This is a genomic window from Actinoallomurus bryophytorum, from assembly GCF_006716425.1.
Taxonomy (GTDB): Bacteria; Actinomycetota; Actinomycetes; order Streptosporangiales; family Streptosporangiaceae; genus Actinoallomurus; species Actinoallomurus bryophytorum.
Window position 1 is genome coordinate 6,149,025 of the sequence record NZ_VFOZ01000001.1, and the last position, 16,557, is coordinate 6,165,581.

10 protein-coding genes and 2 riboswitches are annotated in these 16,557 nt (G+C 72.3%); of the genes, 1 reads left to right on the forward strand and 9 read right to left on the reverse strand.

All coding sequences use genetic code 11. From position 1 onward, the window contains the following. Window positions 1-174 precede the first annotated feature (174 nt). Window positions 175-1,506: a class II 3-deoxy-7-phosphoheptulonate synthase gene (locus tag FB559_RS28845; RefSeq protein ID WP_425455088.1), complete on the forward strand. Its 1,332-nt coding sequence runs from the start codon at window positions 175-177 to the stop codon at window positions 1,504-1,506. Between the two features lie 120 nt (window positions 1,507-1,626). Here the strand turns inward: FB559_RS28845 and FB559_RS28850 are convergent, their stop codons facing one another. The 9 genes from FB559_RS28850 to FB559_RS28890 all read right to left on the reverse strand — a co-directional run bounded on the left by FB559_RS28850 (window position 1,627) and on the right by FB559_RS28890 (window position 16,557). After that, entirely contained in the window at window positions 1,627-2,631 is a 1,005-nt protein-coding gene (locus FB559_RS28850) for a C40 family peptidase (RefSeq protein ID WP_246122145.1), read from the reverse strand. An 11-nt stretch (window positions 2,632-2,642) separates the two neighbouring features. Beyond that, window positions 2,643-2,817, reverse strand: a riboswitch (cyclic di-AMP (ydaO/yuaA leader). Window positions 2,818-3,144: 327 nt separating this feature from the next. Beyond that, on the reverse strand, window positions 3,145-3,522 hold the full coding sequence (locus tag FB559_RS28855) for a hypothetical protein (protein ID WP_221640219.1): 378 nt from the start codon (window positions 3,520-3,522) through the stop codon (window positions 3,145-3,147). Between the two features lie 324 nt (window positions 3,523-3,846). Beyond that, window positions 3,847-4,812: a CHAP domain-containing protein gene (locus tag FB559_RS28860; RefSeq protein ID WP_141959503.1), complete on the reverse strand. Its 966-nt coding sequence runs from the start codon at window positions 4,810-4,812 to the stop codon at window positions 3,847-3,849. Then, a riboswitch (cyclic di-AMP (ydaO/yuaA leader) is annotated at window positions 4,811-4,961 on the reverse strand. (Overlaps the previous gene by 2 nt.) 489 nt (window positions 4,962-5,450) lie before the next feature. Further along, window positions 5,451-6,380, reverse strand: coding sequence for an NADP-dependent oxidoreductase (locus tag FB559_RS28865; RefSeq protein ID WP_141959504.1), 930 nt, complete (start codon window positions 6,378-6,380; stop codon window positions 5,451-5,453). Between the two features lie 50 nt (window positions 6,381-6,430). Further along, a complete protein-coding gene (locus FB559_RS28870; RefSeq protein WP_141959506.1) occupies window positions 6,431-8,134 on the reverse strand; it encodes a TRAFAC clade GTPase domain-containing protein in 1,704 nt (567 codons plus the stop codon). Window positions 8,135-8,138: 4 nt separating this feature from the next. Beyond that, window positions 8,139-11,306: a GAP1-N2 domain-containing protein gene (locus FB559_RS28875; RefSeq protein ID WP_141959508.1), complete on the reverse strand. Its 3,168-nt coding sequence runs from the start codon at window positions 11,304-11,306 to the stop codon at window positions 8,139-8,141. After that, a complete protein-coding gene (locus FB559_RS28880; RefSeq protein WP_141959510.1) occupies window positions 11,306-12,442 on the reverse strand; it encodes a TRAFAC clade GTPase domain-containing protein in 1,137 nt (378 codons plus the stop codon). The genes FB559_RS28875 and FB559_RS28880 overlap by 1 nt, the downstream gene beginning before the upstream one ends. Beyond that, window positions 12,442-14,973, reverse strand: a complete 2,532-nt coding sequence (locus tag FB559_RS28885; protein ID WP_141959512.1) for a fibronectin type III domain-containing protein — start codon at window positions 14,971-14,973, stop codon at window positions 12,442-12,444. Before FB559_RS28885 ends, FB559_RS28880 begins: the two co-directional genes overlap by 1 nt. Continuing rightward, a complete protein-coding gene (locus FB559_RS28890; protein WP_141959514.1) occupies window positions 14,974-16,557 on the reverse strand; it encodes an Hsp70 family protein in 1,584 nt (527 codons plus the stop codon).

The window sequence follows — 16,557 nt, forward strand, 5'->3', positions numbered from 1 at the left end:
ACCTCATGCGTGGTCGGCTGCCTGCGGGGAGTCGGCCCATCATCGCAGACCTTCGCGTCGGCCGTAGCCGCAGTGATCAACCCGGAAAACTCCGGCCAAGCCCTGGGCAACGACATCGCGTTGTGCATGGTCGCGTGCCCCGGCATGGCGTAGTGGTCGATACCCTTGGGACTCGTGGACCTCCTTGACACGTGGCGATCACGTCCAGCGGCCCAGCAGCCCGAATGGCCCGACCCGGCGCAGGTGCACGCGGTGGCCGCGGAGCTCGCCAAGCTCCCGCCTCTCGTGTTCGCGGGCGAGTGCGACCTGCTGCGCGGCCAGCTCGCCGCCGTCGCGCGCGGCGAGGCGTTCGTGCTCCAGGGCGGCGACTGCGCGGAGACCTTCTCCGGCGCCACCGCCGACGACGTACGCAACAAGCTCAAGACGCTGCTGCAGATGTCGGTCGTGCTGACCTACGCCGCGAGCGTGCCGGTCGTGAAGATCGGCCGGATGGCGGGGCAGTTCGCCAAGCCGCGTTCGAAATCGGTCGAGGTACGCGACGGTGTCGAGCTCCCGGCGTACCGCGGCGACATGGTCAACGGCTTCGGCTTCACCGCCGAGGAGCGCGCCCCTGACCCGGGACGCCTGCTGCGCGCCTACCACGCCGCCGCCGTGACGCTGAACCTCTGCCGTGCCTTCACCCAGGGCGGGTACGCCGACCTGCGTCAGGTCCACGCCTGGAACCAGGACTTCGTGGCCAACAGCCCGGCCGGGCGCCGCTACGAGCGCCTCGCCGGTGAGATCGACCGTGCACTCGCGTTCATGAACGCCGCGGGCGCCGACCCCGAGGAGTTCCACCGGGTCGACATCTACTCCAGCCACGAGGCGCTGCTGCTCGACTACGAGCGCGCCCTGACCCGCATCGACTCACGTTCGGGCCTGCCGTACGACGTCTCGGCGCACTTCCTGTGGATCGGGGAGCGCACCCGGCAGCTCGACGGCGCGCACGTGGAGTTCATGCGCCACATCCGCAACCCGATCGGGGTCAAGCTCGGCCCGACGACGACCGCCGAGGACGCCCTGGCCCTGATCGACGCGCTCGACCCGCAGCGCGAGCCGGGCCGCCTCACGTTCGTCATCCGGATGGGCGCCAAGCTCGTACGCGACAACCTGCCCCCGCTGGTGGAGAAGGTCACCGCGAGCGGCGCACAGGTCGCGTGGATCTGCGACCCGATGCACGGCAACACGTTCGAGGCCGAAAGCGGTTACAAGACCCGCCGGTTCGACGACGTGGTGGACGAGGTGGCCGGCTTCTTCGACGTGCACCGCGCCCTCGGCACGCATCCGGGCGGCGTCCACCTCGAGTTCACCGGCGACGACGTCACCGAGTGCGTCGGCGGCGGCCACGAGATCGTCGAGGACGACCTGCACCAGCGGTACGAGACCGCCTGCGACCCGAGGCTCAACCGCGGGCAGGCGCTCGACCTGGCGTTCATGGTGGCGGAGATGTACCGCACGACCAAGTAGGAGCCCGCGGCGCGCGGCGGCAGGTGGCCGGGCCTGGTCCGGCCGCCGGGCGCCGCGGTCCCGTCCGTACGGGCTCCACGGCCTCGGGACGCCCCTCGCGGTCCCGAGGCCCCCGCCTGTTCAGACGATGCGTACGGCGCCGGCGAAGGGCCGGGTCGCCAGGTCGGCGACGCGTACCCGGTCCCCGGTGTGCGGCGCGTGCACGAACTTGCCGTCGCCGAGGTACATCCCCATGTGGTGGATGTCGGAGTAGAAGAACACCAGGTCACCCGGTTGCAGCTGGCTGCGGGAGACGTGGACCCCGGCGTTCCACTGGTCGCCGCCGTAGTGCGGCAGGTTCACGCCGACCTGGCGGTACGCCCACATGGTCAGGCCGGAGCAGTCGAAGCCCCCGCCCGGCGTGGCACCGCCCCAGACGTACGGGACGCCGAGCTGCGACAGCGCCGCGCGTACGGCGCCGATCGCCTTGGTGGGGCCCCCGGGGATCACCGGAACGCTCTCGCCACGCCCGGCACGCTCGACGGCGTCCTTCAGCAGCGGTTTGCGTACCTTGTCGAGGGTCTTTTGGATGGTCGCCTTCTTCTGCTTGAGCTGTGTTTTGAGCCCAGCCGCCTGAGTGGCGTGGACCTGGGCGTTCTGCCAGGCGTGTTCGGCGGTCTGGATCGCCTGGGTGAGCTGCCGGACCTGTGTGTCGTCCTGCTGGGTGAAGTAGTGCAGGGTCGCCGCCTGGTCCAGCAGCGCCTGCGGGTCCGGCGCGGCGAACAGCGCCGGTGCCTCGTCGGTGCCGCCGTGCATGTAGCGCAGCGCGGCGAGCCTGCCGACGCGCTGCTGGATGCTCTTCAGCGCCTTGGTCTCGCGGGTGGAGGTCGCCTTGGCCACCTCCGCGGCACGCTGTGCCTGCTGCAGCCGTACCCGCAGCCCGTCGTACTGCTCAGTGAGCTGCTCGAGCTGCGTGTTGAGCTGGCCGGCCTGCTGCCGGAGAGTGTCGATACCGGGAGCCGGCTTGGCGCCGGCGTGCCGTGCCGGCAGGGCGCTCAGTCCGGCGACGAGAAGGATGCCGGTGACGACGGTCTTGCCCGTGCGGTGCTTCCTATGATGCGCTTTCGCGGATCGCGAAGGCTCCATTCAGGTGCTCCTCTTTCTCCTGGGCCGCCTACCGGGTTAGCTGACGGGTTCGGGCAAGGAGAAGCCCTACCGGTTACGGATTCACCCCGGGACCGGGAGCGGGGGAGAGCCCCTGAAGCTCCGCGAATGGGTCCCCGGTTCGTCGGCGCGCTGGCTGCGCGGCGAACGATTCGGCGGTCCGGCCTGTTACCGGCCGGTGACACCGCTGGACATTAACGGACCGTGACGGGATGGCCAACCCGAACATGCGGAGATGGCCTCCCGTCTTTGAGGATGGTCACTGTGGGTGATACCGACCTGGCCCATTACTCCTAGTACGCAGTCGAACACAGGGTTTTGGTGGGGTGTATCCACCGTCGTTTCGTACATGCGCCCTGCCGGTCGCACGCGGCGTCAGGACGCTCTGGAGGCCGCCGATCATCAACGGCAGCACGAGAACAGGAGAAAGGTCCCGTCCGGAACGACCGGGGCGCATCCACGGCCGGAGGAGGGCTCAGGCCCTCGGGTGAAGACTCATCCGCCACTCGTGGACTCCCGCCGGGCGAGGCGGCGCCTGAGGCCGCCTCGCATACGCGCTGACGCGCCCGGCAGCGCCGCCAGATGTCGCACCTCATCCGGCATGAGCTCCGGCCGGCCCGCGAGCAGAAGTACGGCCGCGTACGGCCGGCTCGTCGACGTCCGCAGCCGGTTTCCGAGCTCGTCCAGCACGCCGAGCAGAACCGCGCGATCGGCGTTGGGGTGCTCGACCACCAGCCGCAGCAACCGGTTGCCGTTCCACGTGCTGTCGCGCCGCGAGCAGAGCTCACCGAGCAGATACGCGGGCGTACGCGGATTGCGGGCCAGTGCCTGCCACCCGAACGGATAGGGACACCGCGCGAGATGGCGCAACATGCGTTCGCCGGCATCGGGATCGGAGGCCGCATCCTGATGGTCCGCGGGTGTGTGGAGGCGCGGGAACGCGCCATCCCTCTCCGCACTACCCACCTTGGAGAATCCAGCGGCGAGCCCCATAAATCGGGTTCCGCATTTCTCGGGAGCCGCAGCGCCTGCTCGTCGGTCAGGAGGCGACGGCCACTCGGCCGGAGCGCGTGGATGGACGCCGCGTCGTCGATGCCTCGGTGGCGCGTGCGTTCACGCGAGGGAGCCGCGGGCTCGTCGCCGGTGCCTGTCAGAACTGAGCGGGCCCTCCTCGTCGTGAGGAGGGCCCGCTCGGGTTCACACGTTGAGGGACTCTGCGGAGCTCGGCTGGGACAGTGCCGTGTGGAGGGTGTCCCAGAACGCCAGCTCGACGTCCTCCTCCAGCTCGGTGATCTTGCCCCAGAACTCCTTGTCCTCGGCCAGTGCGGCGGCCTCTGCCGACAGGATCGGCATGATCGTCGTACTGGACTCGGCGAGGTCCAGATCGGCCACGCTGACCTCGGCGGGCAGCTCCACGGGTGTGCGGTGGTGCTTGCCGCGTTTGCGGACGCGTACGTTCGGCGCCGCCGGCATGGGGACGCGGACCTTGGACTTGCTCAGCGCCAGTGCCACCGTGCCGAACACCACGACGGCCAGCAACCCCGTGAGGGCGGCCTGCTGGTCCGGCAGCGGCGGCGCGGAGTCGTGCTGCGCGGTCGTCTGCAATTCGGACTGCGGTGTGCCCGGCTGCTGGGTGAGGGCCTCGGCCGACGGGGGCGGAGCGGAGTGCTTGGGCACGTACTTCTGGTCGGCCGGTGCCGCCTTGACCTTCACCTTCGAGGGGTAGCCGTAACCCACGACCTGGCTGACGTCACGCGTGGCGCGGCCGAGGTGGTCGTTGTGGTTGGCCTCGATGGTGTGCAGCGTGCGGCCGTGCACGGACTCGACGATGCCCACGTGCTCGATGTCGCCGACGCTCTTCCCGCCGTTCCACGAGAAGAAGACGATGGCGCCCGGCTCGGGGTGGTGACCCCAGGCCTTGTGCTTCTTGAAGAAGTTCGCGTGCTGGGGCGTCGAGGCGAACTCGCCCGCCCAGTCTTCGACTCCGGCCTTGTCGGCCGCCCAGGCGAGGAACATGTCGCACCAGGGAGCGGTCTTGAACGCGGCGTCCTTGTCGACGTGTTTGCCGTACCAGTCGCCGTACTTCGTGTAGCCGCTGGCCTTCTCGGTATAGCCGAGCTGGTCCTTCGCGACATGCAGGAGCTTTTGCCCTATTGGATCCATGTCTCCCCTTAGGCCGCCTACCGGGTTAGCTGACGGGTTCGGGCCAGGAGGAGCCCTACCGTACGAGTACGGATTCACCCCAAGGGACTTCGTGGGTCCCCGGTTCCCGCTGCACTGGGGGTACAGCCGGGATTCGGCGGTCGGTCTGTCACCTCCCGGGTGGAGGTAAGTCACAGCCCGATTACGGCGCAATGTATCGGAAGTTTCGCGAGAACGGCAACGCGTTCGGAGGGGAAAGTCTGGAGCGAACTACTTACCCAGTGTAACCAAGTGCCGTGGCCGCTCGGCGAGCAACAACTTAATAACCGATCTCACCTGCGAAAATGTAGCAACCCTCGGCGAGAGGGGAACGGACTCCAGGCGCACAGCGTAGCGTCACAACGACTTCCAAGACGGGGTCGCAGACCGGCCGAGTCGACCGGTATGGGGGGAGGTGTGGCGGTTCAGCCCGTGGGTCGGGAAGCTGTCGGAGGCGTGCACCATACGCACATAACTCACTACAAAACGCGACCAATCAACCACACTTCACCGAGGCGGCGGCTCGGGGTGCGCCGAGGGCTTCGGACCCTCGGATTTCGGGGTTAATTACCTGCGGGCGGAGTCCGGAACGCGGTGCCCGGACCCCCGCCTCACCAGTGCTAATCCATCTCCAGTACGATCTTCCCTCGGGTATGACCAGAGGCACAAAGCCGCTGCGCCTCTCCGGCGTCGGCAAGCGGGAACGTCTTCGCGATGGAGACGGTCAGTCTTCCGTCGTCGACGAGGCTCGCTAGCGCGGACAGATTGGTCATATCGGGTCGGACGAAGACGTATCGGCCGCCGCGTTCGGTCACCGACGGATCGACGGTCGACGCCCATCGGCCGGTGGGTGTCAGCAGGTCCGGCGTGATCTCCAGCGCCTCGCCGCCGACGAGGTCGAGCGCCACGGACACTCCGCCGGGCGCGATCCGGTGTACCCGGTCGGCGAGGCCGTCGCCGTACGCCAGCGGCTCGGCGCCGAGCTTGCGTAGATAGTCATGGTTGTCCGGACTGGCGGTACCGATGACCTGCGCGCCCTTCGCGACGGCGATCTGCACCGCGAACGAGCCGACGCCACCGCTCGCGGCGTGGATGAGCACCGTGTCGTCCTCGTTCACCCCGAGCGCCTTCGTGAGCGCCTGGTACGCGGTGAGCCCGGCGAGCGGCAGCCCGGCGGCCTCGGCCCAGGACATCCGTCCGGGCTTGCGCCCGAGCGTGCGTACGGGAGCGGCCACGAGCTCGGCGTACGTGCCGCGGCCAACATGGTCCTCGCGGACGTACCCGATGACCTCGTCGTCGGGGGAGAACTCGCTGACCGCCGCGCCGACGCGTTCGACCACGCCCGAGAGGTCCCAGCCCGGGATGACCGGGAAGTCGGTCTGGAAGAGCCCGTCCATCCGGCCCTCCCGGATCTTCCCGTCCACCGGGTTCACCCCGGCCGCCTTGACGCGTACGAGGACAGAGTCCGGACCGACCTTGGGCTCGGGTGCGTCATTGGTGAGTTTCAGCACGTCCGGGCCGCCGTATTCGTTCATCACGATGGCTTTCACACTTTGACCGTTACCCGCCGGAGACGGAAGTTCACCTCGGGGGTGCGGCCTCAGCGGAACCGCGCGTACACGGACAGCCCGAAAAGGATCATCGTGACCGGGCCCAGGACGGTGAGGGAGGCGAGCAACGCGCGCCGGCCGAACCGGTGCCCGGACGGGATCTGCTCGGCCGGCCGGCCCGCGATCGGCCAGGGCTCGCGTAGCTCGTCCGTCGTCGGCCGGTCGTCGAACGCCGGGTCCGCCTGGGCGCCCAGCGGCAGCCCGGCGGCCCAGCCGAACAGGTCCGCCAGGGCGGAGGGCGGGCTGTCCAGCCCCGACGCGAAGTAACGGACCTCGCCCGCGGTGCGCTCGAGCGTACGTATGGTGTTCCCGAGGCCGAGTCCCTCGAGCCACCCGCGCGCGTCGCCGTCGAGCCCGCGGCCGGCCGAGGTACGGCGCAGCACGTCGGCCTTGGTCACCACGACGGCGATGCGCCGCTGCCGCCCTTGGTCGTCGCGGGACCGCAGCTCGGCGAGCAGGCGCTGCAGGGTGTCGGCCGGATCCTCGTCCGAGGTCGCGGTCGCCTCCTGCACCAGCCGCCGCTCGTCGGTGGAGAGCGCGAGGCGCAGCTCGGGCAGGGCGAACGGGTCGATGACGAACAGCAGCGCCTCACCGTGATCGAGGTAGCGCAGCCGCTCGACGTGGGTGGCGCCTGTGTGCAGCTCGCCGGCCGGGTCGAACAGGTACAGGATCCGGTGGGCGGCGGGCAGGGTCAGGTCGAGCATCGTGGCCACCGGCAGCTCCGGGCCGGTCTTGGCGAGCCGTTCGCCGCGGTCGAGCTCCGCGATGGCCCCGGCGTACGCGCGGGCGTCCCGCGCCTCCACGAACTCGGCCCGGCCGTGGGCTCCGGCGGCGCTCGCGCGCAGCGCGCGTACGGCAAGGAACATCAGAGTGGTCTTGCCGGCCGCCGGTCCGCCGACGAACGGCAGCGGCTCGACCCGCGCCCGCCCGATCCGGCCGGGCAGCCGCCGGTGGCAGTGCGGGCAGTACGCGCCGAGGCGGAACCGGCCGAGCAGGATCGTCGTCGGCAGCCGTGTGCCGCAGCGGCACACGTGCCGGAAGGCGCCCAGCCGCCCGGGTACGAGCCGTGAGTGGCGTTCCTCGCAGTTCGGGCAGGCGTACTCCGGCAGCGCGAAGCGCCGGTAGCACCCGGCGTGCGGGCAGGCGATCAGGATGCGGCGGTAGGCCATCCAGACGCGCTCGACCGCGCCGAGCACGACGACGCAGACCGACCACACGGCCAGGCCGGCCCCCGCCATCAGCGCGGTCGCGACACCGAACGCCAGCGCCGCCACGGCGAGCGGCACCGCCCCGAGCGCGATGCCTCCGCACAACCCCAGCCAGACCGGGAACAGCACGAGGCCCAGCGGAGCCCGCAGCAGCGTGTCGGTCAGCGTGGAGATCGCCCAGCGCGCCTGGGTGACGCACCAGGGCACGGTGTGGCGTTCGAGACTCCAGGCGTCACGCCACACCTGGAAGAGGAGGTAGTGCGGGTACGCGGCGTCCGGGGGCCCCGGCGCCGGGCGGGGCACCGGGGACGGCCCGTCGACGCCGGTGACGATGAGGGTGCGCCAGGCGGTCTGGAAGAAGCGGTACAGGCCGAGGCCGAACCCGCCGAGCAGCGCGACCGCGATGGCCACCGGCACCAGGACGGCGAACTCGGCGGCGAGCAGGACGACCCAGAACAGCGCCGCCAGCCCGTAGACGATCGGCATCGCGTCACCCTCCCCGCCGTCGCAGCGCCCGCCAGGCCGAGGCCAGCTCCGGGTCGCGGTCGGTGAGCGCCGACTCGACGTGCCGGCGGGCGAACCGCCCGAGGTCGTCCCCCCACTCGGTCAGCCACGGAACCGGCGTCCGCGCCCGGTCCAGGCGCACCTCGATCTCGGCGAGGTCGACGCGGCCGTGCCGGTCGGTGTCGAGCCAGTGGGCGGTCAGCCCGGCCCGTACGGGATCCGAGGCGGTCATCAGGATGTCGGCGCGCACCCGCGCCGACCGTCCCGCGAGCGCCCCGGCCGCGCTCGCGTACGCGCGGGCGGTCAGCGGGTCGGCCGGATCCATCCGGCCCAGGAGCCGCGCCACCTCGAGTCCGGGTTCGGCCCTCAGCGCCGCGTCGTGCCCGAGGACGATCCGCGCCGGACCGGCCAGCTCGGCCAGCTCGGGCAGCCGGTCCAGGATCAGCCCGGCGAGACGCAGGGTCTCCGGCGCGTCGAGCGGCGCGCTCTCGAAGACCCGCCGCGTCAGCCGCCGCAGCGTGCCGAACCGCGCCATGGCCGGGCCGAGCCGCTCGACGAGACGGCGGCAGTCCTCCGGCGTCGGCGGTGCGTCCCAGAGCGCGTCGAGCAGCTCCTCGATGTCCGGCAGGCCGTGTGGCTCCAGCTCCACGAGCCCGGCCGTGGCGTCGTGGCGGTCGGCGCGGACGGACAGGACGAGGCTCCCGGTACGGGGTGCACGCGTCCAGTCGTGGTCGCCGAGGGCGGCGCATGCCTCGGCGGTGAGCATGGCACGGCGGGTACGCGGCTCGGCGGCCTCCAGCCCGGCCAGCACCCCGGAGACCATGGCGTCGCGCCAGGGGCCGGGGGTCCGGCGCAGCGCGGCGGCGACGTCGCCTTCGCCGCGCCGCGCGCACGTGGCGGCCGTGGCGGTCACGTCGTCGTTGTCGACCCGGCCGCCCACCTGGTCGGCGAGGCGTACGACGCCCGCCAGAGCTCCGAGCCCGGACGCGCCGGCGACGGCCGCACGGAACGGCGACGGCAGCCCGTCGCGCAGCCGGAGCGCCGGCAACCGGTCGCGCAGGGACGGTTCGTCGAGCGCGAGCGCGACGCAGTGCTCGGCGATCTCCGGTGCGACGTGCGCCAGGGCCACGGCCAGCTCGAAGCCGAGTCCGGGCAGCGCCGCCGACACCGCCGGCCAGACCCAGCCGGGCACACCACCGCGCCGTACGACCTCCGCCGCGGCCGCCTCCTCGTCGGCCGACACGGACGTGTCACCCCGGCAGAGCGCGAGCAGCGCCGCGGCCCCCTCCGCAGAGAGCAGCGCCTCCCCGGCGTCGACGGTCGCCGAGATGTAGCCGACCGGGCCGGTGGTGGTTGGGGTGGCGGTGGATGGGGTCACGGCCGGTGGGGTGACGACGTCCGGGGTGGCGGTGGTTGGGGTGGCGACGTGCGGGGTGGCGACGTGCGGGGTGGCGGTGGTTGGGGTGATGGCGGATGGGGTCACGGCCGCTGGGGTGACGGCGTCCGGGGTGACGGTAGTTGAGGTGACGGTGGTTGGGGTGATGGCGGTTGGGGTGATGGCGGTTGGGGTGATGGCGGGTGGGTCGGCGCTGGTCGGCGGCGCACCAGACGAGGTGGTGCGGGCCCGGACGGCACCGTGGGTGGTGGAGGTCGGGGTGCCCTCAGCGGCACATGACCCGGCGGAATCGGCCGGCGTGGTGCCGATGGACGGGGTACCGCTCGGGGGCGCGCCGGTGAGGGCGCCACCGATCCACCTGGCACCCGTGGGCACCGTCCTGGCCGAGGTGCCGCTGGTCGAGGTGCCGCTGGTCGAGATCGGATTGTTCGGAGGGGGATCGGCAGGGCCGGTACCTGGCCGGGCGGAGCCGGTACCGCTCTCCTGGTCCCGGTCCTCCACGCCGCCGAATGGCATCGGGGGACCACCCTGCCGCCGACCGCCGGCGGTGTCGTCCGATGAGGGCGGACCGCCAGCCCGGCTCCGGCGGTCACCAGGCGCGGCGGAGGACCGATCGGACGGCGACGTGACGTCGCCCCTGCGCCAGGCGTCGCCCCCGGACGAGATACCGCCATCGGGCGGGACACCGCCTCCGGGTGAGATGTCGCCTCCGGGCGGGATGTCGCCTCCGGGCGGGACGTCGCCTCCGGGCGGGACGTTGCTGCCGGACGAGATACCGCTCCCGGGCGGGACGCGGCCCCCGGGCGGGACGCGGCCCCCGGGCGAGATACCGCCTCCGGGCGAGACGTTGCCTCCGGGCGGGACACCGCCTCCGGACGAGACACCGCCCCCGGGCAAGACACCGCCACCGGCCAAGGTGTCGTCGTCGGGCACGGGAGAACCTGCGGTGAGGAGTTCGCCTACGGCGTCGATGCCGTCGAGGTCGCCGTCGCGCCAGCAGTCCGTCACCACGCGCGCGAACCGGCCGGGCCGCAGGCCGGTGGTGGGCTCGGCGGGCTCGTCCAGGCGGAAGCAGCCCCGCCCCTGCCAGGCCTCCGGGACCGTGCCGACCACGAGCTGCGGCGCGGACTCCGGATCGGCCGTGTAGGTGATGAACGACAGGTGCGCCGCCAGCCCCGCCGGCAGGGAGTAGGACAGCAGCGCGATCCAGCGGGCGATCAGCCCGGTGTCCCGCGCCACGAGTACCACCCTGCCGTGCCCGCCGGCCAGGGCCGCCGTCACCGCGTCGAGAAGGATGGCGAGCCGGTCGTGGGCGGCCTCACGGCCCAGCCAGGTGACGAGGGAGTCCGGGTCGAACGCGTCACCGGGGACCAGGTCCGGTGTGCCGCCGGCCGGGCCGGCCCACACCGGCGACTCCCACAGCTCGATCGGCCGCAGCCCCTCCATCTCCTGCGGCGTCGCGACGACGGCGTGCCCGGCGAAGTTGCCGTACCGGCCGGAGTAGTCCCGGCCGGTGTAGTGGCAGCGGGCCAGGACGGCGTGGTCGCCCTCGCGGCCGTACGCGAGCGAGACCGGGAACTCGGCGAGCTCGGCGGGACCGGGCGCGGACGGCGCGTCCGGTGGCGGCCGGTAGCTCATGTACGGCGTGACGGCGCGTGTCACGGACACGGGCGTGTCCGGCGTCGTGGCGACGAACTGGAAGCCGGACCTTCCGGTCGGGCCGGACTCCACCGAGGTGTACCGCAGGTCCCACGCCATCAGCGGGCTCCGTCGAGCATCCCGAACTGGTGCAGCAGCCACAGCAGCGGGTCCTCGACGCGGTACGGCCGGATGCCGCCGGTGCCGACCACGCCCTCGCGGGGTACGCCGCCGAGCGCCGAGACCCCGAACAGTCCGTAGTCGGAGTATTCGTGGCCCAGGTAACGGTCCAGCTCGCCGGCCTGCCAGTCATGCAGCAGGGCGCGTACCTGCTCGTGCACGGCCTCGCGGTCGTTCAGGTCGAGCGAGGCGGGCACGGCGCGGTTTTGCTGGAGGGCGCCGTCGAGCGGCAGTGCGTCGATCTTGGTGAGGGCGACCGCGGCGGGTACGGGGAGCTTCCGGCCGTGCGGGACGTCACGGCCGACGTGCAGCAGCTCGGTGACGCGGGCGATGACGTTGATGGGCTCGCCGTCGGGGTCACCGCCGCCGGCGCGCAGCTCCAGCGGGTCGACGAGGAAGATGATCGCGTCCGCCGCGGCGAGATAGCGCAGGTGCAGGTCGGTCACGTCACGGCTGCGCAGGTCCTCACCCGCGGTGTCGAACAGCACCAGCGTCAGCGACATGTCCTGCTGCCGCATGCGCCGCCGCCGGCTGCGGGTGAGCAGGTAGACGAGCGGGTCGCGGGGGGTGGTCACCGCGCTGGCGGTCGCGGGCAGCAGCCGGCGGTCGCCGAAGAGCGGACGGTGGAAGTCGCGCTTGTAGCGTTCGATGGTGCGGTCGTCGCAGGCGACCAGGGCGGTGCCCAGCTCGGCGCCGATGCGGTGCGCCAGCTCGTGCAGCAGCACCGCGATGTAGGTGCTCTTGCCGGAGTTCTTCGCCCCCACCAGCGCGACGATCTTCCCCGGGGTCTCGCAGTACGCCCCCGGCAGCGGGTTGTGGCACTCGGGGCAGACCCGGCGGGCGGTGTCCTGACCGCACTCGGGACAGGCCGCACGCCGCCGTGCGCGCCGCCCGCCACCGGGCGGGTCGAAGACCGGCGGCAGCGAGGCGGCCGCGGCCGAGCCCGTGTAGGCGGCGAGTTTTTCGTCCAGGCGCGGCGCGCAGCCCGGCCCGCGGCCGGGACTGCCGGCGCAGCGGAACGCGATCCGCTCGCGGGACAGGCGCGCGAAACAGTAGGGACACGTGATGGACGGCATCAGCCCACCTTCAGGTGGCGGACCGGAGGGTCGCGCAGCTCGATTGTCGCGTCTTCGGCGAAACAGCGCAGCCAGAACGGTCGCGGCAACTGCGGAAGAGTGGCCTGAAGACGTCCGGGAATCTCCAAATCGTCCCAGCTCATCACGGTTTCGCCGTCCGCAGGCCGCTGCGGCAGGGGCCCGGAGCGGGCGACCAGGACGAGTCGCCGCAGCCGCGCCGGCGTCGCCGCGGTGAGCGTCACGACCAGGGGACCGCGCAGGCGCGACCGCCGGAGCTCGTAGCCGACGACCGTACGGCCGGGCACCTCGACCTCGACCGGAGTGCCGATGACCCGGCGGCCGTACGCCGTCGCGGCGGCGGCCACCTCGATCGTCACCGCCTCACCGTCGGGCGCGGCGAGGCGTACGCCGCCGTGGGCGTCGTAGCCGGCCCGGCCGATCGGCAGCCGCCGTGTCTCGCCGTCGCCGGAGCGCCAGCGGACCTCGGCCTCCGTCACATCGGGCGGCCAGTCGAAGCCCAGCATGATCACCTCGCCACGCCGCTGGGTGACCAGCTCGCGCGGCGGCGTGAGATTGACGTGCTCCCGGTGCGCGCCGATGGTGGCGACGTCGCCGCTCACCGAGACCGCCAGCAGCACGCCGGGGCCCGTATGCACCGCCACGCCGCCGGGCACCGGAGCGCTCCGCAGGACCCGCCCGGCGCGGTGCACCTCCTCCACGGCGAGCGTCGTGCCGGGCGGCCACGGCGGCGGGCCGTTCATCGCCACCATCTCCACCTGGCCGTGCCGCGGCTCGTCGTAGGTGACCACCAGATGCCCGGCCGGATCCTGCTCGACGCCGAGATCGGTGACGGGATCGGGCCGCGCCGCCGGCGTCGCCGCGGCGTGGACGCCGGACGTGATGATCTCGTGGCCGTCGGCACTGAGGTAGGCCGCGGCGATCCGGTAGTGGTAGGTCGTGCCGTTGGCGACCGTCTCGTCGCGGAAGCCGCCGCGTTCGGCCGGGATCGGCGTGCCGTCCCGGGTGACCAGCACGCGTACGGCCTCGGGCGGGCAGGTCCAGCTCGCCGCGACCACGCCGTCGGTGGCGCGGAGGAACACCTCGGCCGGCTCCGGGCGCACGTGCAGCGGGCCGGCGACGGCGGGGGCCGAGGCGGCGGTCCCGCGCACCGCGAACACCGCGTAGAAGAGCGGGGAGTTCAGCGGCGGCGCGGGGTCGCGGGCGAAGCCGTCGCCCGACGGAAGCGCCTCACCGTCGCCGGGATGCCGGGGCACCCGCCCGAGGCAGCGCGCGACGACGTAGCCGATCTCGCCCACCCGTGACGGCGTCGGCGGCCACGACAGCGCGATCTCCGTGCCCTCGACCACGGCCTCCATCCGGCCGGGGGTGCGCGGCGGCAGCCCGGCCTGCAGATCCGCCGCGCCGGGCAGGTCGCCGACCAGCCGCAGCGCGTCGGCGAGGCGCAGCCACGCCTCGTCGGGGTCGGACAGGACGAGCGCCGCGGCCTCCTGACGCAGGCCGGTCGCGGCCGAGATGCGGCGGCGCGCCTCGGCGGCGAGGAGCTCCGCGTCACCCGTCAGCTCGGCGGGACCGGCCACGTCGGCCAGCTCGGCGGCGGCGTGGATCTCCCCGGCGTCGATCAGGTCGCGCAGCCGCGCGGCGAGACCGCCCGTCGTGCCGCTCTCCCGCAGCACGGAGAACACGAGCCGCCGCGCGTCGTCGCCGTCCACACCGAGGTCGTCGGTGGCGAACCGCAGCAGCGCGCCCTGCGAGGCCCGCTGCTGGTGCCGCTCGCGCACCCGCGCCACCACGTCGAACAGGATCAGCTCACCGAGCCGGTCGCCGGCCCGCTTGAGCGCGATCAGGACGGTGTCGGCGTTGGTGCGGTTGCCGTCGTGCGGCCGCCGGCTCCACTGCTCGCTCACCCGATGGATGGCCGGCCGCAGGTCCGGCGGCGCGCCCAGCACGCGCCCGGCCTTGGCCTCCCCGGTGAGGAACTCGCGCAGGTGACGTGCGCCCAGCGCGTCGAGCGCGTCGCGGGCGCGTGGATAGCCGGCGTACGGCGAGGTGGCCGGCAGCCGGTCCGGCTCGCGGACCTCGATGCCCGCCGCACGCGCCAGCTCCGCCGCCTCCCCGCCGATCTCGCGCAGGTCGCCGGGGGCCAGCGTCTTCATCTCACCGGCGGCGTCGAGAAGCCGATGGCGCAGCTCGGCGCGGCGGCGGCCGGCCTTGTCCGCCGTTGTGGTCAGCTCGGCGCGCAGCGGCGCGAGGTCGCCCAGCACGGCGTGTTCGAACAGCGGCGCGAGCTTCAGATGGTCGCCCTCGAGCCGGTCGATGAGCCTGCGGAAGCGCAGCTGACCCCGGGACTTACGCCAGCACATCCGCACGTGCCGGACACTGTCGGCCACCTCACGCGAGTTGAGGGGCTCGACGAGTGCGTAACGCACGCGCAGATCGTCGGGCGGCTGGTTGCCGGCCACCCGGGCGGGCTCCAGCACCTCGCGGACATAGCGCTGCTCGTCAAAGACCATTTAGTCCACGCGCACGTGGGCCAGGTCCGTACGGGACTCCTGCACCTCATCCTCGGACATGCCGCCGACGCGTACGTCGAGGGTGAGCTCTTCGGAGGTCTCCTTCTCGACCGCCGTGACGTGCAGCAGGCCGGAGGTGTCGAGCGCGAACGTCACCGAGATCGGATAGCCGGCCGGTTTGCCGGGCGGGATCTTCAGCTCGCCGTCCGCGATCGGGTTGTTGTGCGCGACCTCGATCGACTCGGCGCTCCCGGCCTGCTCGACCACGATGATCTTGACGATCGTCTGGTCCTCGTCGACCGTGCCGAACTCGCGCGACCCGCCGTGCGGCAGCGCGTCGTTGGCGTGTACGAGGTGGACGACGTGCTCCTGCTCGGTGACCGGGTCCAGGGCGATGACGCCGAAGGCACGGGAGGCCACGGTCGTGATCTGGCGGGCCGCCATCCGCTCCTGCTCGGCCTCGGACAGGCCGGCGCGGGAGGCCAGCTCGCGCGCCTTGTCGCCCTCGCCCTTGGCCAGGAGCTGGCGGTAGGTCTCCTCGAAGGCGTACATCGCGGCGCCCTTGGCCACCGCGAGGTCGGGGTCCTGCAGCTTCGGCTTGAGCGCCAGCTCGGCGGACAGCCGGTCGGGCACCGCGGGCATCTTGGTGGAGCCGCCGACGAGCACCAGGTCGTCGTAGTCCTTGATGCCCTTTTCCGCGGCGGTGGCGAGCGTGCGGCCGGTGATCTCGATGGTGCGGTCGAGCAGGTCCTTGGTGATCTCCTCGAACTTTTCCCGTGTCAGCTCGATCGTCGCGACCCGGCCGCCGTGCATGACGCGCACGACGTGCTGGCGGCGCAGCGACAGGGCCTTCTTGGTCTCCTCGGCGTCGTGCCGTAGCTGCTGCTCGGTGTGCCGGTCCTCGAGCGGGTCCCCGGCGTCGGGATGCTCCTCGGTGAACCGCTCGGCGAGGTGTTCGACCAGGCGGGAGTCCCAGTCGGCGCCGCCGAGCTCGTGGTCGCCGTCGGTGCACACGACCCCGATGTCGCCGCCCCGCAGGGTGATGACGGTCGTGTCGAACGTGCCGCCGCCCAGGTCATAGACCAGGATCGTGCGGTCCTGGTCGGGGTTGAGCACGCCGTAGGTGATCGCCGCGGCGACCGGCTCGGAGATGATGTCGATGACGTTGAGCCCGGCGATGTGGCCGGCCTTGCGGGTGGCGTCACGCTCGGCCGCGCCGAAGTAGGCGGGCACCGTGATGACGACGTCGCCGGTCTCCTCGCCGCTGGTGGCGGTGGCGTCCGAGACCAGCTTGCGCAGGATGAAGGCGGAGATCTCCTCGGGGGAGTAGTCCCGGCCGTGCAGCTCACGCGTGACATCGTGGCCGATGTCGCGCTTGATCAGGCTCACCACCAGGTCGGGCGAGAGCACCGCGGTGTCCTTCGCCGGGGCGCCGACCACGACGTTGTCCGCCGTCTCGAAGTAGACGACGGACGGTGTGGTGTCGGTGCCCTCCATGTTGCGCAGGACGGTCGGGCGGCCGACCTCGCCGATGCGCGCTATGCAGGAATGGGTCGTGCCCAGATCGATTCCGTAGACAGCCAT